This window comes from Pseudomonas sp. GW704-F2 (genome assembly GCF_059423025.1).
Genome location: NZ_JBWKXO010000102.1, coordinates 1 through 640 on the forward strand (window position 1 = coordinate 1; position 640 = coordinate 640).

Genomic DNA, 640 nt, shown 5'->3' on the forward strand with positions numbered 1-640 from the left:
GGCCAGGGGCGGGGGCGGGGCAGGGCGGTATGTTCCGTCACGCCTCGAATTTCGATTGGGTCAAGCATACGCAGCAGACCCTGGAAGAACTCAAGGGCAAGCTCAGCCTCAAGCCGGAGCAAATGCCCGCCTGGGAAACCTGGGCTGCAGGCGTCATCGCAGACGCCAATCAGCAAGTGGAAAAAGGCAACGCAGCCGCTACTGACAAGGCAAGTGCCAGACAAGCGCTGAAGGACGAAACAACGCCGCAGAGAATGGCCAAAGGTATAGAGCGCCTGCGCACGCAAACCAGCTGGATGCAGGCGCAACTGGTCCGTCTGGACGCAGCTCAGGCACGCACCCAAACCTTCTACGATGCCCTCGATGCCCAGCAAAAAACCATCTTCGATCTGTTCTGGACGGTGATGCATCACCGCATCGCCGATCAGGACGGTTGGCGAACGCCCATGCACATGGCATGGCCGCAAGGGTGCGGCGGGCTCAACCCGACCAGCCAACCGTAATGCTATTCGCGAGCCTCCTGGGTAAACATCATGAACAGTGACTCAGTAAAACAGTGCGTGCTGACAGGGTTCATCCTGCTGGCTGCCGCCGTTGCATTGCCGGCGCATGCCGGGCCGCATGGCGGTGGGCACGGGGG

At 61.1% G+C, this 640-nt stretch carries 1 protein-coding gene; it reads left to right on the plus strand.

What is annotated here, in order from left to right; all coding sequences use genetic code 11:
- On the plus strand, window positions 1-503 hold a 503-nt coding region (locus AC07W0_RS30940), incomplete at its 5' end, for a Spy/CpxP family protein refolding chaperone (RefSeq protein ID WP_102619033.1).
- Window positions 504-640 lie beyond the last annotated feature (137 nt).